The sequence below is a fragment of the Streptomyces iakyrus genome (genome assembly GCF_000717055.1).
Lineage (GTDB): Bacteria > Actinomycetota > Actinomycetes > Streptomycetales > Streptomycetaceae > Streptomyces > Streptomyces iakyrus.
In genome coordinates this window covers 291,411-311,190 of the sequence record NZ_JNXI01000001.1, presented here as the reverse complement: position 1 = coordinate 311,190, position 19,780 = coordinate 291,411, and the positions used below count along the sequence as shown (strand labels likewise).

Annotated in this window: 23 protein-coding genes and 2 pseudogenes; 24 read left to right on the top strand and 1 reads right to left on the bottom strand. The window is 69.9% G+C overall.

The features are described from left to right. Window positions 1-48: 48 nt before the first annotated feature. The 24 genes and pseudogenes from OO68_RS01405 to OO68_RS01290 all read left to right on the top strand — a co-directional run. Window positions 49-945, top strand: a pseudogene (locus OO68_RS01405) (peptidoglycan-binding protein); the annotation flags it as partial. A gap of 329 nt (window positions 946-1,274) precedes the next feature. Further along, window positions 1,275-1,520 (top strand): hypothetical protein, encoded by a 246-nt coding sequence (locus OO68_RS01400; protein ID WP_019753491.1) that lies wholly within the window; start codon window positions 1,275-1,277, stop codon window positions 1,518-1,520. 85 nt (window positions 1,521-1,605) lie between these two features. Then, entirely contained in the window at window positions 1,606-2,052 is a 447-nt protein-coding gene (locus tag OO68_RS01395; RefSeq protein ID WP_033306207.1) for a site-specific integrase, read from the top strand. A gap of 156 nt (window positions 2,053-2,208) precedes the next feature. Further along, entirely contained in the window at window positions 2,209-2,781 is a 573-nt protein-coding gene (locus tag OO68_RS01390) for a hypothetical protein (protein WP_157852650.1), read from the top strand. A 91-nt stretch (window positions 2,782-2,872) separates the two neighbouring features. Further along, window positions 2,873-3,076, top strand: a complete 204-nt coding sequence (locus OO68_RS01385; RefSeq protein ID WP_033306205.1) for a hypothetical protein — start codon at window positions 2,873-2,875, stop codon at window positions 3,074-3,076. Window positions 3,077-3,184: 108 nt separating this feature from the next. Then, window positions 3,185-3,529: a hypothetical protein gene (locus OO68_RS01380; protein ID WP_051814244.1), complete on the top strand. Its 345-nt coding sequence runs from the start codon at window positions 3,185-3,187 to the stop codon at window positions 3,527-3,529. A 27-nt stretch (window positions 3,530-3,556) separates the two neighbouring features. Beyond that, entirely contained in the window at window positions 3,557-4,552 is a 996-nt protein-coding gene (gene bet, locus OO68_RS42885) for a phage recombination protein Bet (protein WP_051814243.1), read from the top strand. 79 nt (window positions 4,553-4,631) lie between these two features. Next, window positions 4,632-5,765: a PD-(D/E)XK nuclease family protein gene (locus OO68_RS01370; protein ID WP_033306204.1), complete on the top strand. Its 1,134-nt coding sequence runs from the start codon at window positions 4,632-4,634 to the stop codon at window positions 5,763-5,765. A gap of 100 nt (window positions 5,766-5,865) precedes the next feature. Next, window positions 5,866-6,792, top strand: coding sequence for a helix-turn-helix domain-containing protein (locus OO68_RS01365; RefSeq protein WP_157852649.1), 927 nt, complete (start codon window positions 5,866-5,868; stop codon window positions 6,790-6,792). A 30-nt stretch (window positions 6,793-6,822) separates the two neighbouring features. Further along, window positions 6,823-7,146, top strand: coding sequence for a hypothetical protein (locus OO68_RS46090; protein ID WP_033306202.1), 324 nt, complete (start codon window positions 6,823-6,825; stop codon window positions 7,144-7,146). 90 nt (window positions 7,147-7,236) lie between these two features. Further along, complete coding sequence (locus OO68_RS42880) at window positions 7,237-7,860, top strand: hypothetical protein (RefSeq protein WP_051814241.1); 624 nt, start codon at window positions 7,237-7,239, stop codon at window positions 7,858-7,860. A gap of 211 nt (window positions 7,861-8,071) precedes the next feature. Continuing rightward, window positions 8,072-9,562, top strand: a complete 1,491-nt coding sequence (locus tag OO68_RS01350) for a DNA cytosine methyltransferase (protein ID WP_033306201.1) — start codon at window positions 8,072-8,074, stop codon at window positions 9,560-9,562. Between the two features lie 32 nt (window positions 9,563-9,594). Next, a complete protein-coding gene (locus OO68_RS01345) occupies window positions 9,595-10,320 on the top strand; it encodes a hypothetical protein (RefSeq protein WP_157852648.1) in 726 nt (241 codons plus the stop codon). 19 nt (window positions 10,321-10,339) lie between these two features. After that, window positions 10,340-10,750, top strand: a complete 411-nt coding sequence (locus OO68_RS01340; protein ID WP_033306199.1) for a hypothetical protein — start codon at window positions 10,340-10,342, stop codon at window positions 10,748-10,750. 33 nt (window positions 10,751-10,783) lie between these two features. Further along, window positions 10,784-11,593 (top strand): hypothetical protein, encoded by an 810-nt coding sequence (locus OO68_RS01335; RefSeq protein WP_033306198.1) that lies wholly within the window; start codon window positions 10,784-10,786, stop codon window positions 11,591-11,593. Window positions 11,594-11,750: 157 nt separating this feature from the next. After that, on the top strand, window positions 11,751-12,092 hold the full coding sequence (locus OO68_RS01330; protein WP_051814239.1) for an HU family DNA-binding protein: 342 nt from the start codon (window positions 11,751-11,753) through the stop codon (window positions 12,090-12,092). Between the two features lie 61 nt (window positions 12,093-12,153). Then, a complete protein-coding gene (locus tag OO68_RS01325) occupies window positions 12,154-12,654 on the top strand; it encodes a hypothetical protein (protein WP_033306197.1) in 501 nt (166 codons plus the stop codon). Window positions 12,655-12,692: 38 nt separating this feature from the next. After that, entirely contained in the window at window positions 12,693-13,280 is a 588-nt protein-coding gene (locus OO68_RS01320; protein ID WP_106974248.1) for a hypothetical protein, read from the top strand. Window positions 13,281-13,578: 298 nt separating this feature from the next. After that, window positions 13,579-14,220, top strand: a complete 642-nt coding sequence (locus OO68_RS01315; protein WP_033306195.1) for a hypothetical protein — start codon at window positions 13,579-13,581, stop codon at window positions 14,218-14,220. Window positions 14,221-14,281: 61 nt separating this feature from the next. Beyond that, window positions 14,282-14,584, top strand: a complete 303-nt coding sequence (locus OO68_RS01310; RefSeq protein ID WP_033306194.1) for a hypothetical protein — start codon at window positions 14,282-14,284, stop codon at window positions 14,582-14,584. A 91-nt stretch (window positions 14,585-14,675) separates the two neighbouring features. Then, window positions 14,676-15,686 carry an N-6 DNA methylase gene (locus tag OO68_RS01305; RefSeq protein WP_033306193.1) on the top strand — a complete coding sequence of 337 codons (1,011 nt, stop codon included), beginning with the start codon at window positions 14,676-14,678 and terminating at the stop codon, window positions 15,684-15,686. Beyond that, window positions 15,683-16,210 (top strand): hypothetical protein, encoded by a 528-nt coding sequence (locus OO68_RS46670; RefSeq protein ID WP_033306192.1) that lies wholly within the window; start codon window positions 15,683-15,685, stop codon window positions 16,208-16,210. Before OO68_RS01305 ends, OO68_RS46670 begins: the two co-directional genes overlap by 4 nt. Beyond that, window positions 16,207-17,052 (top strand): annotated as a pseudogene (locus OO68_RS48570) (DUF4192 family protein); the annotation flags it as partial. The gene OO68_RS46670 and the pseudogene OO68_RS48570, both read left to right, overlap by 4 nt. 16 nt (window positions 17,053-17,068) lie before the next feature. Continuing rightward, on the top strand, window positions 17,069-17,854 hold the full coding sequence (locus tag OO68_RS01290) for a DUF4192 family protein (protein WP_033306190.1): 786 nt from the start codon (window positions 17,069-17,071) through the stop codon (window positions 17,852-17,854). 167 nt (window positions 17,855-18,021) lie between these two features. Here OO68_RS01290 and OO68_RS01285 read toward each other — a convergent pair whose 3' ends face one another. Then, on the bottom strand, window positions 18,022-19,509 hold the full coding sequence (locus OO68_RS01285) for a hypothetical protein (RefSeq protein WP_033306189.1): 1,488 nt from the start codon (window positions 19,507-19,509) through the stop codon (window positions 18,022-18,024). Between the last annotated feature and the right edge of the window lie 271 nt (window positions 19,510-19,780).

Here is a 19,780-nt window from a genome sequence, read left to right as displayed (position 1 = left end):
GCGGCCACGGCCGACTGCCATCCGGCGCAGGGGAGAAGGACGAAGCGCGTGGCTACACCGCTGAGCGCGGACAGGTTCCTGTCCGTGCTGAAGGGCGCCGGGCTCGGCGTGGTCGAGCACGGCAAATGGCGCACCCACAACCGGAACACCCACGGCAACTGGGGCCCCGCGAATGGCGTCATGATCCATCACACCGGGCCGTACACGTCCGAGCAGGACATGGTGGAGCTCTGCCGCGTCGGCTACCAGGATCTTCCAGGTCCCCTCTGCCATGGTGTCATCGACCGGTCCGGGACAATCCACCTGGTCGGCTACGGCCGGACCAATCACGCAGGCATGGGGGACACAGACGTCATGCTCGCGGTCATCGCCGAGAAGACGAGCCTGCCGCGCGACAACGAAGCGGACACCGACGGCAACCGGCACTTCTACGGCTTCGAGTGCATCAACACAGGAAGCCAGCCGTGGCCGGCGGCGCAGCTCGACGCGATGGCGCGGGCGGCGGCGGCGATCTGCCGCGCGCACGGCTGGAACGAGCATTCCGTCATTGGCCACAAGGAGTGGCAGCCAGGGAAGCCGGACCCGGGCGGCATCGACATGGACGAATTCCGCGCCCGGGTCGCCCGGCACCTCAAGGACGGCGGCAAGCCGAAGCCCCACCCGAAGCCGAAGCCGGACCCGAAGCCCAAGCCGACACCGAAGTACGCGGCGTACCCGGGCAAGCAGTTCTTCCGCGAAGGGCGCTCGTCCCCGGTGATCGCCGCGATGGCGAAGCGGCTGATCGCCGAAGGCTGCGACTCCTACGACACGCCGCCCGGTCCGGTGTGGAACGACGCGCACCGCCGCTCGTACGCGGCCTACCAGATCAAGCGCGGCCACCACGGTGCCGACGCCGACGGCATTCCTGGCCCGCAGACCTGGGCGGACCTCCGCGTCCCGCACCAGGCCGGTGCCCTCGACCCGACCCCCACCACCCCGAACCAGGAGCACGACACGATGCCGCAGGCCCTTGCCGACGTTGCCGAGCGCACGATTGCCACCTACCTCCAGTCGCTGCTGGGCCTGATGGCAGCCTCCAGCACGACGGACATGGTGTCCCTGTCGGCGTGGCAGGCCGCGGCGGTCTCCTCGATACCCGCCGCGCTCAGCGCGCTGAAGTCCACCCTCGGCACCGTCCTGGGCAGGCCCGGAACGGCCTCGTGGCTCCCGCTCAAGCGCGACCCGGCCACGCCCAAGCACTGACCGCCGGGCAGCGAGAGGAGAGGAGGAAGGCCGTGCCCGAAGGGCAGGTCGCGCTCGCCCTGGCAGAGCTGCGTCAGGCGCTGGAGGTCGGATTCGCGCGCATAGACGGACAGCTGGCGTTGCTCGTCCAGCGTAGCGACCAAACGGACAAGGCCCTGGAGGACCTGGAGGAACGGGTGAGTGCGCTGGAGAAGACCAGGTGGCCGTTGCCGACCGTCGCCGTACTGGCCAGCATCACCGCGGTGGTGCTCACCGTCTTCAGCCTGGCCCGCGGCTGAGACGAACGCCCCTGCTGTCAAGCGGTGTTGTCCGACAGCGCGCATAGCGTAAGGGCGCACTTGTTCCTGCGGCCTGGGGGTCATCATGCATACGACAAGCCTGCTCGTCACCGACCTGGAGGTGGACACTGCGCTCGCGAACCCGGCGGTCCCGGCCGCCATCCGGTCGGTGTGGCAGCTGCTCTGGGAGTCGGAGGTCCGGCTGGACGAGGTCCTGGCGTTCGACGTGCCGGACGCGGAGCTGGATGATCGCCTGGTTGTCATCCGCCATGCAAAGGAGGCCGGCGTCTACGAGGCCGGGATCACCGTGTCGGCGGCCAACGCGCTGCGCGAGCTGATCGGGGCCCGTACGGACGGACCGCTGTTCACGCTGGGAGGGCGGCGGCTGACCAAGGCCGAGGTGGCGACCGCCTTCCGCGAAGTGACCGGCGGGCGCACCATCCACGCCCTGCGGTTCACGCGACAGAGGAAGGAGCAGGGCTCGACCCGGCTCAGCTCCACCGCCGACCAGCCCGAGGGCAAGAGCGCGTAGAGCGCGCGGCAACGCACACGGCCCCCGCCGCAGCGGGGGCCTTAGGGCCTCTTGGAGAAAAGACCGCCGCCACCATAGCAGCGACCGCCGCGCATGCCGGCGTGCGCGTACGGCTACGCTGCCCTCTGCATCCAGGGCAGACACCGGAGGACGGGGATGAGTCGGGGCAAGCCGTATCTGGTCGGGCACCAGGAGTTCGCCGCGCTGTACCGCGTCGATCCGAAGCAGGTCGCGCAGTGGCTGGCGCCGAGCCGTGGCAGCGTGCTGGATCCGGAGACCGCCATCATCGTCAGTGGGGTGCGGTATTGGCCGCTCGGCTTCGCTGCCCGGTGGGGAGCGACCACGGCGCGGTTCCGCCAGGTCGACCTGGACGTGAAGTCGCGGATCATCGCGGAGCAGGGCGAGGGTTGGGAGCCGGATCTGGGGGATGAGCTGCCACCGATCATCGGCCAGCAGGAGATCATCGAGCTGTTCCATCTGCCCGCACAGGGCAACTTGGCGACGACCATCGCGACTGGGCGGTTCCCGGAGCACGACTGGCTGCTGTCCGGGTCGATGCTCTGGATGCTGGACACCGTCCTCGATGCTGTTCCGAAGCTCCGCGAGAGCGCGCGGGGCCTGCCCTGGGACGTGGACGAAGCGGTCGTCTCCGCCCTGCGCGACGGCACGTACGACGGGCCTGGCAGTCGCGTACTGACCCGAGGCCGCCACGCCCGAAATGCCCTCTGACCTGCGCAATTACTGTACTTAGCCTCGAACTGCCATTAAGATATAAGTAACCCCTCGCCATGAGGGTCCGCAGTTCACCAAGGAGGTAGTAGTGCAGTTCATCGTCACGCCGGGCGGCGACGAGATCGCGGTCATGGATGCCCGCGAGGCCCTGATTGTCGAAGGGGCCCTCTCCCTCTACGTGCTCAAGCATCCCGAGTCCAACGTCGCCATCGACGCCCTGCAGGCCACGTCGGCGGCCAACGAGGCTCGTGAAGCGCGCATGGAGGAGGCGGCCGAGCGAGCCTCCGCCTGACCTCGGGCTGAGTATGTGAAGTCGCGCCTGTAGCCGGTGGGGTTGATCATCTGTCCGTCGACCCGCAAGATAGGTGACATTCTTGAAAGAAGTCACCAGGGGGTGGGTATGGCAGCCGTCCAGGACGAGATACCGGGCCTGGTCATCCACACCGTGAGGCAGCCGGACGGCCAGCCGGCGTCGATCCAGGCCCAGTTCGAGACATTCCACGAGCTCAACCCCTGGGTGCTGCGCGCGTTGGAGGCCCTGACTGCCGACTACCTCAAGCGCGGCGCGAGCCGTGTCGGCATCGGGATGCTCTTCGAGGTCCTGCGCTGGCGCTACGTCACGGCGACCGAGGGCGACGAGTTCCGCCTCAACAACAACTTCCGCAGCCGGTACGTCCGGCTTCTCATCGAGCGCCACCCCGAGTGGGCGGGCGCGTTCGAGGTCCGCGCCTTGCGGACCGACTGACCCAGTTCTCTTGGAGACGAACGACCCATGAATCAACCGACCGAGCAGCAGGGTGACGACGCTCCGTCCAGCGCCCCACCCCTGACCGCCACCGAGGTGCTGCCCGAACGCAGCGTGTCCCAGAGCGCCGTTGTGCTGCGCGCCGACCAAGTGGAGTTCGACGCGCGTCAGGTGGCCGCGCTGTCGCTGATCAGCCCCGGACTCGCCCAGGCGCCGCGTGCCCAGCTGGCCTTGTTCTTCCACTTCTGCGTGCGGTCCGGCCTCGACCCGTTCGCGCGGCAGATCTACATGATCGGCCGTACCAACTGGAAGGCCGCCGACAACCCCGACGAGCCGGAGAAGACCTGGACCATCCAGACCGGTATCGACGGCTTCCGCACGGTCGCCCACCGCGCGGCTATCAAGGCAGGGGAGTCCATCTCGTACGAGGACACCGTCTACTACGACTCCGAGGGCAACGCCCACGAGGTCTGGCTGTCGAAGGCGTACCCGGCCGCGGTCAAGGTCACCGTCCTGCGCGGCAACGCCAGGTTCCCGTTCATCGCCCGCTGGGATGAGTTCGCCCCGACGTACTACGACCGCAAGCAGGGCGCGTACGTCGTGGCGAAGATGTGGCAGCAGATGCCCGCACACATGCTCCGCAAGTGCGCCGAGGCCGGCGCGCTGCGCATGGCCGCACCGCAGGACCTGTCCGGCGTGTACGTGGATGAGGAGATGGCGCGGGCCGACGCTGAAGCCGTCGTCCGCGAGGCGGAAGAGGCGACCCGGCGCCTGCGCGAGGCAGCCGGACTCGAAACAGGGACCGACAAGGGCGGCGACGCGAAGGACGAGTCCACCGAGGACTCCCAGGGCGGGGGCCAGGACGAGAGCACGGACAAGCCCGCGCCGAGGAAGCGGGCGCGTGCCGCGAAGAAGGCCGCCCCGGAGGCCAAGCCGGACACCGCCGCGGAGTCCGACGAGGCTCCGGCCCCGGCGAAGCGCACCCCGCGTAAGCGGGCCTCCGCACCCCGCCGCGCCTCCTGACGCCTGACCCCTGACGACACCGGATGCCGCCTGCTGTCGGCGGGCGGCACCCATCCTCTTGGAGATCAACGTGACCACTATGGCCATCGCGCCGGAGCGGCCCGTCAGCCTGTGGCCCGCCGCTCACGCGGCGGACGCACGCCGCCCCCGCTCCCAGCAGACCAAGCTCGGTGCCAGCGACACCGTGTGCGCCCGCCGAGCCGGATACCTCCTGCACGGCCGCACCCCGACTGATGTCGGCGAGAAGCGGAAGGCGATCCTCGGGACCTGGCTGCACGCCGGGATACTCGAGGCCGCCCGCGAGGAGTACGGCTGGCTCGTCGAGCGCCGCGTCGAGGACCAGACACTCCGGGGCCACATCGACGCGGTCCAGCTCGACAGCGCCACCGCCGCCCGGCTCCCAAAGCGGCTGCGTCCCGCGCTCCCGGCAGAGGAGACGACCGTCGAGGACGTGAAGACCAAGAGCACGTACCAGTGGGACAGCGTCCTGCGGTACGGCGCGAGCGAGGCCGAGCTGCGGCAGGTCTACCTGTACGCCGACCTGCTCGGCACGGAAGGCTTCGCCAGCGTTCGGGGCCAGCGGCAGCTCGCCCACCTCGGGCCGGTGCCGGTCGCCCGTATCCGCTTCCGGTTCATCAACCGCGACTCGGGCGACGACCACGTTCAGGAGATCGCTTACGAGGCCGACCGTGCCCGCCGTGCCCGCTGGTGGGTTCAGCAGGTGCGGGCCGCCACCTCCCCGGAGGAGCTGCCGCGCACCTTCCAGGGGCCGGGCATCTCCGCGATCTGCGACCACTGCCCGTTCCGCACCGCGTGCTGGGGGCCGCTCGTAGCCGGGCGCTCACCGCAGAGACAGCTGATTCACGACGACGAGGACCGCGCGAAGGTGCTGGCCGAGTACGCCGAGGTCTCCGAGCAGATCAAGCCGCTCAAGGACCGGCAGAAGTTCCTGCGCGCCCAGCTCGAAGGCTCCGAACCCGGCGTCTACGGCGACAACGTCCTGAAGTGGAACGGCGGCAACCCGACCAAGGTCGATGACGTCGAAGCGATGGTCGCGCTGTATCGCCGTGCGGGGCTTCAGGTGCCGATGGTGCCGGACGCGGCGTCGATGAAGGCGACGTTGAAGGAGGTGGGCATCCCCGTGCCCACGCGCCTCGACCACGACCGGCGGACCGCGGTGAGCATCAACGTCACCGCGCGCAAGAAGCCCTGATCGCGCCACCCGGCGGGGGCGGAGCCGGCGTGCTCCGCCCCTGCCCCGGCGTGGCGGGGACCGGACGGAACACGGAGAGGTGCCGGTGAGCATCCAACTGATGGTGGTGGCCGCCTACCTGCCGAAGGAGGTGATCAATACCACGCAGAAGCTGGTCCTCATGAAGATCGCGGACTCGGCCGACGACCAGACCAGGCTGGCCCGGCCGGGCCTGGAGCGGATGATGGCCTGGGCCGGCGTAGGGGAGAAGCAGGTCATCACGGTGGTGACGCAGCTCGTCGGCCTCGGCCTGGTCGAGCGGGTCACGGTCGGACGTGTCGGCCGCCGCGCCGAGTACCGGGTGTTCCCGCACGGCGTGCCGCCCATCCCGTCGACGGAGGAGCTGATCGAGCGGCGCCGGGCGGCGCAGCGTGCCCCGACCAATCCCCGGCTGGCCCGCAAGACCGCGCGCCGCAAGCCGTCGTCGGCGGCCCGGACCCAGCAGGACGTCGCCGCACGTGAAGAGGCACGGGCAGCCGCCGAGGCCGCCTCGGAGCCAGGGTTGCCCCAGGGGAACCCTGACGACGCTCCGAGCAGGGTTGCCCCAGGGGAACCCAGTGGGTTGCCCTCGGGAAACCGGGCGGGTTCCCCTGGGGAAACCCCTTCTCTTCTTCCTTCTTCCTCTTCTCTTCCTCACCCCCCTACCCCCACGGCTGACGCCGCAGGGGAGCAGGAGGCGGAGCGCGGAGAGCCGCAGCGGGCGGGCTGCCCGAAGCACGCCGAGCCGGTGGGGAACTGCCGGGGGTGCGGGACGAACCCGCGTGCCGGGAGAGAGCAGGAGCGGCGCGAAGCGGCCGACCACGAACATCGCGAGCAGCAGGACTGGCTACGGCAGTTCTTCGCCGAGCAGGAGCGGCGCGTTGCCGAGACGGACCCGCAAGCCCTGGAGATGGCCCGCCAACGAGTGCGAGACCTGGCTCGAATGGGGCGCGAGAAGGGCGCCAACTCCCGGCATAAACATGGGCGTTCACAAGATCGGAAACATTGACGCCCCGGTGTACGCCATTAAGATATAAGCATGAGTTCGGAACTGGCCGAACTCGCCAACCTCTTGGAGACCACCTTGACTGACACACTCACCCCGGCCCCCGACGCCTACGTCGTGGTCGCCGAAGTGATCCACGGCGCGCCGGTCGCACCCCGCCTCGGCGACCACCTCTACTGCTCGGCCGAGTGCGCCGAACACGGCGTCCGCGAGCTCGTCAGCGACCTGAGCAAGGAGGAAGGCGGCAGTGGCTTCGTCCTGCCCCACGAGGGGCGCGCGATCGGCTGCGTCGTCGCCCCCGGCGGCCGGATGTGGTCGGTGCAGATCCTCGCCCGCAGCGAACTGCCCACCGTCTGACAACCGCTTTCACCTGAGATAGGTGACATTTTTCAACGGTGGGCGTGCTTTCTTCGCGCCCGCCGTGCACACCCTCTTGGAGACCAACACATGACCACCACCATCGCGGCTCTGCCCGACCACAACCGCACCACCGACCCGCTGTGGCAGCGGCTCTTCCACAGCTACGGCCAAGTCATCACCCCGCTGCGCTACGCGGGCTGGGTCACCGACATCGAGACCGCCGGAGGAGGCGAGTTCTTCGTCCGCGCCGACCTGCGGGACGGCACTGAGCTGATCATTGCCTCCGAGCACAGCCTGCCCGCCGATCCCGCCGAGGTGAATGGCTGGACGGCCGTCCGCCAGGACGTGGAGAACGCGGACAGGCACACCGTCCTGTACGACTCCACCCCCAACGGCCCGCAGCGCCACCACCGCAACAGCCTCATTCCGCTGCTCGCCCGCATCGACGCCCTCGACGTTCCCCGCCGCGCACCCCGGCTGATCGTCTCGGCCACGCACACCGCGCCGTACGGCGCGAGCCACAACCAGACCGCCGGGATCGAGGGCGCGGCCACCGCCATCGCCCGCTTCTCGGAGTGGTCCCAGCGGCTCACCGACCACGAGGGCTACCGCCGCGTCTGGCAGCGGTCCCAGGCGGACGGCTACCCGCTGGCGCTGTTCGAGTGCGCCGGACACATCACGACCGTCCGCGTCACCCGCAGCGATGACTGACCGGCCGCGCCGCGCACCGCGCCCCACCGGGGGCGCGGACCGGTGATCTGGCTGCTGATCGTGTGCGCCCTCGGCCTGCTGGGGTTCACCGCCCTCGGCATCGAGGACAGCCGCCACCACCGCGCGTTACGCGCCTCCGACGAGTCCTGACAACGGTCGCCCGGCCCACCATCCGGGCCGGGCGGCCCCTGCCTCTTGGAGACCTAAGACCGTGCCCCGATCCATCCACCTGCTCTGCGGAGCGGGCGGAGATGCCACCGGCCTGTTGGAAGCCGGTTTCGACCCCATCCTCGGCATCAACCACTGGCAGACCGCCGTCGACACGTTCGGGCTCAACCACCCGAATGCGGCGGCGCGCTGCGCCGACATCCAGAACTACCCCATGCGCTGGCTCCCCAAGGCCCTCGTGCTGTGGGCCTCAGTGATCTGCACCGAGGTCAGCCCCGCCGGCGGGAAGAAGCGGCCCGACCCGGCGCAGGACGCGCTGTTCGAGGAAGAGGAGCAGTGGCGCGAACTGCCCCCGGAAGCCTTCGAGATGACCCGGGTAACCGCCTGGTGCGTGCTGCGCGCCGCCGAGGCGAAGCGGTTCCCGTGCGTCGTCGTGGAAAACGTCGTCGAGTTCATCACCGACTGGCTGCTGTTCCCCGAGTGGATCCGCGCCATGAAGAAACTCGGCTACCGCGTCCAGATCGTCTCCGTGTCCTCCGCGCACATCGGGTCGGAGACCAATCCGTACGCCCCGCAGTGGCGCGACCGCGTGTACTTGGTCTTCACCCTCACCGGCATCCGCCGACCCGACCTCGCGCCGCGCCCGCTGGCGTACTGCTTCGAGTGCGGGCGGGACGTCAAAGCACGCCAGAGCTGGCGTGACCCGCGGGTGAAGGTCGGCAAGTACCAGCAGCAGTACGACTATCGCTGCCCGAACAGCCGCTGCCGCCACGCGCTCGTAGAGCCGTACGTCCGGCCCGCCTCCGACGTGATCATGTGGGACGACATCGGCCAGCGCATCGGGGACCGCGCCCGCCCGCTGGTGCCCAACACCATGCGCCGCATCGCGGCCGGACTGGCGAAGTTCCCCTACGAGCCGTCCGTCGTCACGCTCACGCACGGCAAGGACGGCACCGACCGGGCCTTCGCCCCGTGTGCCCGGCCGCTGCCCACCCGCACGGCCAAACTCGGTGAAGCCCTGCTGGTGCCGGTCGGCGGCTCGTGGAACGACACGGCCTCGCCCGTCGGGGAGCCGATGCGCACCCGCACCACCCGGGAGAGCGAAGCCCTCGTCACGGCGGACCCGTTCATCGTGGAGTTCCGCAACAACTGCGACGCCGCGCCGATCGGCGCCCCGCTGAGCACCATCGCCACGGCCCGTCACCACGGCCTGGTCGTGCCCGACGGCGATGTCCGCACCCGGGCACGCAACACGCTGGTAATCCCGTACCGCAAGGCAGCGCCGAAGACCGCGGCCGAGCCCCTGCACACGCTGTCGACCCGCGACTCTGCGGCCGTCGTGCGCAGCGCGCCCGAGATCGAGGACTGCTACTTCCGCATGTTGCAGCCCCGCGAGCAGCTGCGCGGTCAGCGGTTCCCCGACACCTACGAGGTTGTCGGCTCCAAGGCCGCCCAGACCCAGCAAGCCGGCAACGCGGTGAGCGTCAACGTCGCCCGGTGGATCGGCGAACGCCTCAAGCCCGTCCTCGCCTGACCCCATCCCCAAGAAGAAGGGACACCCCTGCCATGACATCGTCAGCACACGACCAGGTGGCCATCCTTGCTCAGCAGCGGGAGGAGCTGTCGCTCGCGCTCCGCCGAGCCGAGCAAGCTCACTGCCTGGCCATCATCGATCACCTCGCGGCCAAGATCCGTGCCCGCTGCCCCGAGGCCGTTTACGTGGCCTTCGACCGCAGCGGCGAAGACCGCGCCGTCACCGTCCACGGCGTGCTCGGCGAGCAGCCGAGTCCGCTGGGAGCGTGCCCTTGGCTGTGGGACGGCACCGAGACCGGCCATCCGCTCAACGAGATCGACTCGGACATCACCCTGGACGTCGAGTACGCGCTCCTGCCCCCGACCTCACCCGCGTGGGCGCTCGTGCACCGCAACACGGGCATGGACGGCAGTTGGCTTCTGGGGCTGCCCCCGGTCGACCGCGCGGCCCGCGTGGCCGAGCTGATACGCGGGCACCACCCTGCGGCGACGGCGATCGTCGTGGACGGCAGCGCGGGCGGGGGCCGGGTCATCGGGGTCATCGAGGAACAGGCTGATGGCGACGCCCCCGTCCCCGTGGCCCGGCCACGCCTCAGCCGCGCATGCGACGACGCTCTCACGCGCCTCGCCGCGCAGGTCTTCCTTCTCCCGCCGCTGGCCGACCGTCACCTGATGCCGGTACCGCGCGGCTTTGCCCACCCCCACGGCTCCAGCGTCAGCGATCAGGTCCGCCTGATGCCGCTGCCGCCGACCGCCTAGCCGACGGGAGGAGGAACAGATGAGCGGCAACGGGTGGGTCGGTGAGGCCCCCTGCGCCGGGGACACCCGCTTCACGTCCGAGGAGACGGCGGCCGAAGCCCCGACGGAGCCGCTGGTCCTCTCCCTCCTCGCGGCCTGCCAGGGCTGCGCGTTCCGTTCGCAGTGCATCGACCTGGTCATGCCGAGCACGAGCCTGTTCGACGGCGTGTGCGGCGGGCGGCTCTGGCGCAATGGCCAGGTCCTCGCGACCTGCGAGGGAGCTCAGCCCGCCGAACTACGCGAGCGCGGCCGGCGCCCGATCACCCACGGCACTGAAGCCGGTGCCCGTGCCCACAACCGGCGCGGGGAGCGCGCCTGCTCCCTGTGCCTGGAGGCGGGACGGCTCGCCCAGCAAGCCCGCCGGGCCCGCAAGCGCGCCTCCGGCGCCTGATCACCACCCCTACAACTCCTGCGGAGATACCACATGTTCACCATCAAGGCTCGCGATCTGGCGGCCATCCTCGACCAGGCCGCCCCGCACCGCTTCAGGGCGGACGAGGACGCAGGCGACCTCGACGCCCTGATCCTCGACTGCACCCCCGGCCACCTCCACGCCGTCGCGTGCAGCGACCGGACGCTCGCCGTCGCCCGCACTCCCGTCGCAGGCGGGGTGTGGACGGCCCCTGTCGGCTACGACGACGCCACCGCGCTCCGCGGCTGGCTGGAGTCGTCCGACACCGTCACCGTCGAACACGTCACCAGCGACGGTCACCAGCTGCTCCGCTTCACCGAGGGCGTCGCGCAGCTCACCGTCCCCGCCGCACCCCACGTCGGCCGCCTGCCCTGGCGCGCCCTGCTGCGCCTGGTGCTCGACGCCCGCGAACACCCGCTGGCGCAGGGGCGCCCCGTGCAGCTCAACGCCGACGACCTGTCCATGTGGCTGAGCGCCGGCGGCAACGGCGAGGCCATCGAGTTCCGCTCCCTTGGACCGGTGGGCACCCTGGTGAGTGCCGGACCCGACTTCCTCGGCCTCCAGACCCCGCACGGGTGGGACGGGCCGGAGCCCGGTCAGGGCTGGTCGTCGTCGCTGCGCACCCGCCTGTTCCTCTTCGCCGGGCAGTTCCTCGAGGTCGGGGCGCGCTACGCGGACCGGACGGGTACGGCGTGGGTCGTGCCCGCCCGGCCCCGCCCCGGCGAGGAGCCGCGGCTGATCTCGGCGGACTACGCGGCCGTAACCCTGCCCATTTCCCAGGTGCTCGCGGTCGGCAAGTTCCTTGTCCGCATGCCCGACTGAGCCGAGATAGGTGACATTTATGAATCATGTTGTGAGGTCTGATGCTCCGGGGTGCGACCAGGTCGCGGACCCCGGCTACGGGCTGACCCCGTGGCCCGCCGCGTGGCGCGCCCATCCCTCGACTCCTGCGGCCCAGCCGAATCGAAAGGAACCCTCTGTGAACAAGGCCCAGCTCATCCAGGCCGTGGCGAAGACGACCGGCAGCCGCGCTCAGGCGGCCGACGCCGTGGAGGCCGCGCTCGACGCGATAGTCCGCGCCGTCGCCGCCGGTGAAGTCGTCTCCGTCACCGGTTTCGGCAGCCTCACCCCCGAGGTGCGCCCTGCCCGTACCGCCCGCAACCCGCAGACCGGTGAGCCGGTGGAGATCGCTGAGCGCCGGGTCGTGAAGTTCCGACCCGGAGCCCGGTTCCAGGACCTCGTCGCGGGCCGCCGGGCGATGCCCGAGTCCGGCAACTGCATCCAGAAGGACCCCAAGACCTCCAAGGCCGCCCGCCCGTAACCCGCTGCACACCAGGGGCCGTCCCGGCACGCGCCGGACGGCCCCGCCGAAGGAGTTCGAGATGAACGACCGTTCCGTGGGCGTCGAGATCGACGCCACGGCGAAGTGGCTGGAGGAGCGGGACATGGTTGGCGCGGCCCGTCTGCTACGGCGCGTCGCGCGCCAGAGGGACGAGGCCGTGCGGCAGCTCGGCCTTCGCCCCTCCTCCCCCGGGCATCAGGCGGGCGGTGACGAGTGCACCGCTCCGCGCGACCTGGACGCCGCCGCCGAAGCGGCGATGCTGCGCACCGACGTGGCGCGTCTCCAGGCCCTGGCCGAGCGTGCCGGCTGGGTGCCCGACCCGGACGCGAAGCGCCTGTGGCGCTGGCGCGACGGCTGGTGGGAACTGAGCTACCGCCGCAGGAATCCGAAGGACGGCTACCACGACACCGGCTGGTACCTGTGGGGGCCACCCGGCAGTTACGACGGCGAGTGGACGGCCCGCGCCAAGACTGTGGCCATGGCTGAGGCCAACCGGCTTATCACCGACCATCGCGCCGCAATCGGCGAGGGTGATCGGTGACCGCCGAACTTCAAAGCGCCCCGGTGACCCTGCCGAGCGTGCAGGAGAAGGGGGAGTGGCAGCCGCGGGTTGTCGGCCTTGACCTGTCGCTGACCTCGACCGGTATCGCGGGGACGGACTGGGCGCGGGCGTACCGGCCCGGCCGGCGCCGCAGCCACGAGCGGCTGGACTGGCTGCTCACGGCTGTCGCTCTGAGCGTGAAGGACGGCGCGGATCTAGTGGTCGTCGAGGGCGCCGCGTACGCCCAGGGCGGGCAGGCCGGGCACCACGAGCTGGCCGGGCTGTGGTGGCTGGTCACGCAGTACCTGTGGCGGCACCGCATCCCGTACGCCGTCGTGACTCCACACGGGCGCACGATCTACGCGACCGGCCGGGCCAACCCGGCCCAGGACTTCCCGCGCAAGGACTGGGCCCGCATCGCGAAGGGCATGGTGCGCTCGGTGGCCGTCGAGCGGTACGGCGTCCCGTGCGAAGGGCCGGGCCGCTACGACCAGGCGGACGCCACGATCCTCGCCGCGATGGGACTCGACTGGCTCGGCTACCCGACGGTGCCCGTGCCCGACTCGCACCGCCGTGCGCTGGAGGCCGTCCGCTGGCCTGATCTCATTCCGGCAGCCGCAAATTAGGGAATTGAATTGCGGAAATTAAATGCGCATTCGTTCGGCGGCACCTTGCTTCTGGGGTATTTGCCATTAAGATATAAGTAACGAATTCGAGAAACGCTCGAAAAGAAAGGGGAATTGGAATGGAAATCCAGAACCACGGATGCGGCTGCGAGTGCAACAGCGGCGGCTTCTGCGGTGGCTGCGGCCACGCCGGATGCGGCGGACGCCGCTAACCATCCCCCGAACCCCAGCAGCACCCTGCGCCCCCGGCCAACCGCCGGGGGCGCACCCATACGCGCAAGTGCCTCTTGGAGAACCCATGACCGACACCTACTCGCCCGGAGTCCGGCAACTCGCCCACGAAATAGGGCTCGACCCCGAACACGTCGCCCACGCCGTCCGCTTCGCCTCACGCACCTTCGCCCGCGTGCAGGTAACCACCGGCATGACCCTCGACCAGTTCCACCGCCTGTTCACCCAGGACCGGCACTCCATCGCCATAGTCGCAAACCTCGCCATGCGCCACGCCGGCCGCCGCGACGACGCCCAACTCCTCATGGACATCTACAAGGCCGCCGTCGGCCGCCTCCCGTACGAGCGGCCCATCCACACCGGCGTCGGCACCCGGCCCGAATGCCACGGCCACCCGCACGTCCAGGCCGCCGTACGCATCCTGACCGCCGCCGGACTGCCGCCCATCCACACCGACGGCATCCATGAACTCCGCCCCGGCTTCCAGGTCCTGCCCGACGACACCGGAGAACTGCCCGGCTGGGTGTTCATCGCCCCCGACCCCGGTGCCAAGCGCCGCACCGGCTTCGCGGGCGGAGACCTCGGCTACCTCGCCGTCATGCGCTGGGCCGGATGGGGCGTCATCACCGAACGCCTCCCCGGCGGCCTGTATGCCGCCTGCCACCCCGACCACCGGGACAACCCCTTCCCCACCGCCCCCGCCTCTTGACCCCGCCCGTGCCCGGCCGCCCCCTGCGGCCGGGCGCGGCCCACCAGAAAGGCATCAGCCCGTGAAGCTCCCCGTTGACGACGCGACCCTGGCGGCCTGGGCCACGCTGCTCGGCCTCACCGACAAGCAGACCGCCGCGACCCTCGTCGAGATCGAGGAGACCCTGCGCATCGGCTACGAGCACCGCCCCGACGAGCTGCGCGACACCAGCTTCGACCAGCTCATCAAGGACATGGAGGCCGACGAGGCGGCCCTGATGTTCCTCATCAACGGCCTGCGTCAAGCCGGTTACCCCGCCGCTGCCTACGACGTCGAGGTCCGCGGCATCTTCGCCACCCTCCGGGACCTCCAGCAGACCAGCTAATCCCGCTCCTCACCTCATCCACACGCCGCCCCGGCCGCGCCCAGCGCACCGGGGCGGCCCCATGCGCGCCCGCAGAAAGGAATCCGTAGCCATGTCCGACGACTTCTTGCCCCGCGCGGCAATCCCGGCCACCGCCGCGCGGCCCGCGCCATCGTGGGCGAAGAAGCCCCCGCCCAAGTCCAAGGCCCGCCCCACCAGCAAGATCACCGCCCGCCGCTACGCCGCCCCGCGCGACCCGCACGAGCACGCCCGCAAGATCTCGGAGAACGTCCTCAACGCCTGGTACCAGTCCTTCGGCGGCAGCAGCATCGACGTCCCCCTCGGCACCGTCGCCGGGCTCTCCCTGCTGCGCAACGTGCCCGGCCTGGCGGACTGGGTGCTCAACCTCCAGCCCGAACAACTCCCGCAACTGCTCAAGGAGATCTACCTCGGCCACTGGATCAAGCGCCCCGACCTGATCAACCGCGCGATACGTCTCCACGACTGGGCCTGGAACCCCAACCCGGACAAGCAGCAGCTCCGCGCCGTGCACGCCGTCACCCGCGCCGCCATCAACACCGGCCTGATGGACCTCACCGGCCACGACGACCCCTGGCAACGCTCCGAGGCCGACGTCCTTAGCCCCCTGCTCACCGGCCTCCGCCACAAGAGCGACAAGAAGTGGCGCGGCGAGTACCACACGCCGGCGTGCATCACCGACCTGATGGCCAACATGACCGTGGACGAGGACTTCGCCAAGCCAGGCATGTCCTTCCGCGAACCCGCCGTCGGCTCCGGCACGATGTTCCGCTCCGTCGCCCAACGCCTGCGCGACCTCGGCCTCAACCCGCACGACTTCCACTGGTACGGCAACGACATCGACTCGCTGTCCGCCGGGTGCGCCGCCGTCAACGCGATCATCTGGGACCTCGGCCCGCGCTGCCTCATTGGCTGCGCCGACTCCCTCGCACCGGACGACGACTACGCCAAGACCCGCGCTGAAGCCAAAGAAGCCTTCGAGCAGCGCGACCGGTACATGGAGACCGCCAGCACGATCGTCGCCTGGCGCCGCGCCTTCGACCTGGTCGACCAGCTCATGCCCAGCAAAGAGAACGCCGCGTGACCGAACCCGACCCCTTCGACCGACCCGGCACCACCCCGGTACCGCGCCGCCGACGCCCGGCCTTCGCCGGACCCCGCGACGAAATCGACCTGCCGCCCCTCGACCAGATCGCCCCCGCCCTCGACCCGCCGTGGAGCAAGGAGGACACCGACACCCCCGACCGCACCGCCGCCTACCAGCACCCCGACGGACACCGCATCGGCCTGCGCGTCCAATCCCGCGGCCTCGCCATCCAGACCTGGATCACCGCAGGCCCCGACCTGCCGCCGATCCCCGACGGCACCGACATCGAGCAAGCCGAAGCACAAGCCGCCAACGACGCCCGGCTCCAGCCCGGCCGCACCTGGCACGCCGTCCTGACCACCCGCACCAGCAAAGCCCTGGCCGCCGACCTCGCCGCACTCGTCCGCGAACGGCTGCTCCCCGCCCTCACGAACAAGCCACGCGGCATGCCCGCCCCCGAGCCGCCCGCCCGCATCGGGCAGCCCGACACGCCATCGCAGAACGAAGGAACCCAGAAGTGAGCACGCCCGACAACACCGTGCACGTCACCAGCCTGCCCAACCTCGCCCAGATCCTGCCGTACCTCCTCGGCCACTACCCGGACGAAAGCATCGCGCTCCACGCCCCCGGCCCGAACTTCCACGACGGGCCGACCATGACGTGCCCCCTCCCCGGCGACAGCGCCGAGTGGCAGGCCACCGCCGAGAACGCCGCCCGTCAGTTCGTGGCCTACGCCCACGACCAGGGGCATGACCCCGCCCAGGGCGTCATCATCTACCTGTGCCGCGAACCGCGTCCCGGCCAGAGCCCAGAGGACACCGCCGCGCTCCTGGCCCCCATCGGCACCTGGCTCACGAACGAGTTCACGGAGCACCGCGCCACCGTCCTCCAGACGATCGGGCTCGTCGCAAACCGGTGGTGGGCCTACGAGTGCGACATCGACGGCTGCTGCGAGGGCGAGCCGCTCCCGTCGCCCGACGACCCCACCAGCGTCGTTGCGCAGATGACCCGCCTTGGTCGCACCCCGGGCCCCCGCACCCGCGACATCATCAAGGAGTTCCGGGCCACGGCGGACCCCGCCCTCCTCAAGGACCTGCACACCGCCGCCGACCACTTCAACTCGCGGTGCGCGACTAACGCCGGACGCGACACGACGCTCGCGTTGACGTTGGAGCAGATCGACGCCGCCATGAGCCGGTTCCGTGACGGCGCGACCGTCCTCAGCCGCGCGCTAACCACGCAGCTCATCGTCGGCCTGCAGGACGACGCCGCCGTGGAGGCCGGCATGGCGCACGCGGAGGACGGCGACCTTCCCTACGCCCGACGCCTCTGGGCCTACCTCGCCCGGCACTGCGCCGAACCGTTTCACGCAGCAGGCCGTGCCCATCCTGACGCTGTTCGCGTTCGTCGCCTGGCGGCAAGGCGACCTCATTGCCGCGCGGCTCGCCCTGCGCGACGCCATCACCACCGACCCCGACTACGAGCTGGCCACGGGCATACACCTCGGCACGATCGACGCCGAAGACCCCCGAGACTGGCTCGCCTCCGCCCGCGAGGGCCATGCCCACCGCGCGGCACACCTCCGGCACGCCGTCGAGGTCGCGAGCGAGTACCGCCCCGTCACCGACACCACCGCGATGTGCTACCGCGAAGCCCTCGACGCAGCCACCAGCCACCACTACGACCAGGTCCTGACCGAAGACGAGCGTCTCCTCGCCCGCCACAGCACTATCGACATCATCACCGGAGCCTTGGCCGACTTCCGCAACGGCCGTCCCCAGCTCAAGGACGAGATCGCCGCCCGCATCATTCTCGGCCTGCAAGACCCGCACACCAGGGACGCCGCACTGTCCACCGGCGAGGAGAGCGACCTTCCCTACGAGCGGCAACTGTGGGGCTACCTCGCCCGGCGCTGCGTGCCGCCGCACGCCGGAAAGGCACCGCCCCTCCTCACCCTCCTCGGATGGGTCGCCTGGCGACAGGGCGACACCGTCACCGCGAGCCATGCCTTCACCGAAGCCCTCGACATCTACCCCGGCTACACGATGGCCAAGTTGCTGCTAGACGGCATCCGCATGCAATGCGACCCGGCCCGGTTTCTGGCGACGTACCGCGACGCGGCGGCGGAATTCGCCGCAAGCCGCCCGGACCTTGACACCCTTTGACCGACACCGTGGCCCCGGCAACCGCCGGGGCCACCCGCCTGGAGACCCCATGGCTGCTCACCGCCGACAGGGGCGCGCTCTCGGGTGCAGACGGCGCGGCCCTGTCGCATCGGTCAGGAGTGTGGCTAGCGATGCCCGCACTACACAAAGGCGAGGCACGCCTCCCCTCAGAAAGTGCTCCAAGCCGATGCGTGCGCCTCCGGACCGTATGGACTCCACCCGTTGAGGTGCGGCTTGAGATCTTCCGGCTCGAACGTCAGCCCGTACGGCATGGTCGGTAGTTGTGTCAGCGGGTCGAGGGTCTCCGCGTAGTCGCGCGCCCACCGCAACCAGACACGAGCCGATTCAACGTCGACGTCCTCGTCCACCGCTACATTGATCCTGCGCTCCAGAGCGTCGCAGTACTGGCGGAGCGCGTGCGCATCCTGCCACTGCCTTGCCTGCTCACGGAGAATCGTTGCGAAGCGAGCCTGAGCAGCCTTCTCTCTGGCGTTAGCCATGGCCGCTTCCCAGCTGATGCGGCGCTCTTCCTTCGCGCGTTCCTCATCCAGCTTCCTCTGCTGCTCCTCGACCGCGCGAGTCTCCAGTTCCCGGAGCACGATCCCGAGGACGTCCTCGAGTCTCGACCGCTTGCGGTCGCCCCAGTGGTGCTGCCTCTTGGACCGGCTGTACCCAATGTCCAGAGCGAGCTGCTGAGAGCGGTCTGGATCGGCAGACTGGGGAAACTCCTGCTTGATAGTGACGCAGCTGGTGAAGCCGTCGATAACGATCTCCAGCACCCCTTCCCGACAACTCGCGGGGAAGTACCGGCCGTTGTAATAGTGCGCTGAACGGTGGTCACGCTCAGGGACCCGCTGCTCGCGTACCTTGTATCCCCGGCGTTCCGCCTCTGCTGCGAGCCCTTGCAGCAGCAGCAAAGCACGGCGACGCAGAGAGGGCGGCATAAGAAGCCGGCGCTCGCTGTCTCGCAAGGCCGCCACGACGCGGTGCGGCGAGCGCAACTGCCCGGGGACTGAAACCCGCGGGTTCTCCTCTGGGGACCTCCGCCCAGAGTTGGCATGTGGGCCGTCTACCAACGAGATTTGCAGATCACGGCCAGCGTTCCACAGTCGCTGCTTCTCGATGCGCTTGCCCGCCGGCGCGAGTTTGTGCCGCTTGGCGAAGTCGATGACACGTCGCCACTCGGTGATCTCATCCTCGTCAGGCTCTGATATGATCACATGGCGCTCGGCGACCAATCGTTCCACGAGCTTGGTCGCTTTTGCGCGGCGTGCGACGGGGATGGGCCTTTCGCTGTACGGCGTTGGCTGCTTCTTATGGGTGGTCGCTGGCTTGCTCCCATGAGCTGTCGCCGTTGTCGTGGAGCCGCGGACCCTGCCCTTCGCCACGGTAACCGGTGCCTTCGACTCACCAGCAGCCGTGCGCCCGTGTGCCGGATGCTCCGGATGATGACCGTGCTGCAGGTAGAACCGCCCTGCCTCAGTAACTTCCGTCCGCCAGCTGCCACCCCGGCGGCTCACAGTCACGAGACCCCGATCGCGCAGCGCATAGGTTGACCGCCGCATGCCCGGATCTTGGGCGCCGGGATCCTCGCCGGCGGCAACTTTCCTGAGGAGCGTGAGTTGTCGATCGTTCAACGCTTTCCAGCGGTGCATGCGACAAGTTCACAAGGAAACAAGGCGGGTCACAAGTGGCCGTCGATGCCCTCGACCAGCGTGTCAGCACGCAGCCGGGCGGACATGCTCGCCCTGCTCGGGGCCGACTTCGGTACTCTTGTCCGCAGGCGGCTGACCAGTAGAAACGCCGTATGGCTCCACCCCCGGGCGAAGGGGGCGGAGTCCTTTCCATCTGTAAGGCACTCCGCTGCGTGAGAGTTCGAGACCTCGTCTTCCCCCACGCTCAACCTGCATTGATCCAGCTGACGTC

What these genes read in the sequence shown, in the direction of transcription:
- OO68_RS01285 (WP_033306189.1), bottom strand. Translation starts at nt 19,509, where the DNA reads ATGCACCGCTGGAAAGCGTTGAACGATCGACAACTCACGCTCCTCAGG.
- OO68_RS01340 (WP_033306199.1), top strand. Translation starts at nt 10,340, where the DNA reads ATGAGCGGCAACGGGTGGGTCGGTGAGGCCCCCTGCGCCGGGGACACC.
- OO68_RS01365 (WP_157852649.1), top strand. Translation starts at nt 5,866, where the DNA reads ATGGTGGTGGCCGCCTACCTGCCGAAGGAGGTGATCAATACCACGCAG.
- OO68_RS46090 (WP_033306202.1), top strand. Translation starts at nt 6,823, where the DNA reads ATGAGTTCGGAACTGGCCGAACTCGCCAACCTCTTGGAGACCACCTTG.
- OO68_RS42880 (WP_051814241.1), top strand. Translation starts at nt 7,237, where the DNA reads ATGACCACCACCATCGCGGCTCTGCCCGACCACAACCGCACCACCGAC.
- OO68_RS01345 (WP_157852648.1), top strand. Translation starts at nt 9,595, where the DNA reads ATGACATCGTCAGCACACGACCAGGTGGCCATCCTTGCTCAGCAGCGG.
- OO68_RS01380 (WP_051814244.1), top strand. Translation starts at nt 3,185, where the DNA reads ATGGCAGCCGTCCAGGACGAGATACCGGGCCTGGTCATCCACACCGTG.
- OO68_RS01325 (WP_033306197.1), top strand. Translation starts at nt 12,154, where the DNA reads ATGAACGACCGTTCCGTGGGCGTCGAGATCGACGCCACGGCGAAGTGG.
- OO68_RS01395 (WP_033306207.1), top strand. Translation starts at nt 1,606, where the DNA reads ATGCATACGACAAGCCTGCTCGTCACCGACCTGGAGGTGGACACTGCG.
- OO68_RS01335 (WP_033306198.1), top strand. Translation starts at nt 10,784, where the DNA reads ATGTTCACCATCAAGGCTCGCGATCTGGCGGCCATCCTCGACCAGGCC.
- OO68_RS01370 (WP_033306204.1), top strand. Translation starts at nt 4,632, where the DNA reads ATGGCCATCGCGCCGGAGCGGCCCGTCAGCCTGTGGCCCGCCGCTCAC.
- OO68_RS01390 (WP_157852650.1), top strand. Translation starts at nt 2,209, where the DNA reads ATGAGTCGGGGCAAGCCGTATCTGGTCGGGCACCAGGAGTTCGCCGCG.
- bet (WP_051814243.1), top strand. Translation starts at nt 3,557, where the DNA reads ATGAATCAACCGACCGAGCAGCAGGGTGACGACGCTCCGTCCAGCGCC.
- OO68_RS01305 (WP_033306193.1), top strand. Translation starts at nt 14,676, where the DNA reads ATGTCCGACGACTTCTTGCCCCGCGCGGCAATCCCGGCCACCGCCGCG.
- OO68_RS01315 (WP_033306195.1), top strand. Translation starts at nt 13,579, where the DNA reads ATGACCGACACCTACTCGCCCGGAGTCCGGCAACTCGCCCACGAAATA.